General features: G+C 59.7%; 1 protein-coding gene. It reads right to left on the bottom strand.

Features of this window, described 5'->3' with window-relative positions; translation table 11 throughout:
- Nucleotides 1–476: GNAT family N-acetyltransferase (locus tag AC1DH9_RS30905; protein WP_477809555.1), on the bottom strand; the 476-nt coding region annotated here is incomplete at both ends.

The following is a 476-nucleotide window of genomic DNA, read 5'->3' as shown; positions in this document are numbered from 1 at the left end:
TATCCGGTGTCGAGTACTACACCTTGGGAATGCTCGTCGACGGCGCACCAGTTATGCACGGCTGTAAGCAACTGCTCACCAAAGTGCCGGCCTTGAAATTCCGGATGAATCCCCAGCAACGGCAGAACATGCACCGAGTCCGATGGCAGGCAGGCCGCCACCGCCGCGTGATACTCCAGATAACGTCGGGTGCAACGCAACCCGGTGCTCAGTACCATCTTCAGGCGCCAGGCCCAGCTCTCGGTGATGCCCAGACGACGTTGCGGTGGCGCGATCAGTGCAATGCCGATCAGCCGGTCATTGATCAGCAGACCGATCGCCGGCAATTCCTGCACAAAATGTTGTTCGACCAGCTCCCGTATCGTGGCCCGGACCCGGTGTTCATAGCCAGGACGCTCGGCCTCGAACAGGTACTTGAAGACCGGCTCATGTCGATAGGCGTGGTACAGCAAGGAGCGAGCTTCGTGCGAATAGCC

Source organism: Pseudomonas sp. 05T35 (assembly GCF_056396605.1).
The sequence above is the reverse complement of the archived record's forward strand: the minus strand, read 5'-3'. Positions and strand labels throughout refer to the sequence as shown.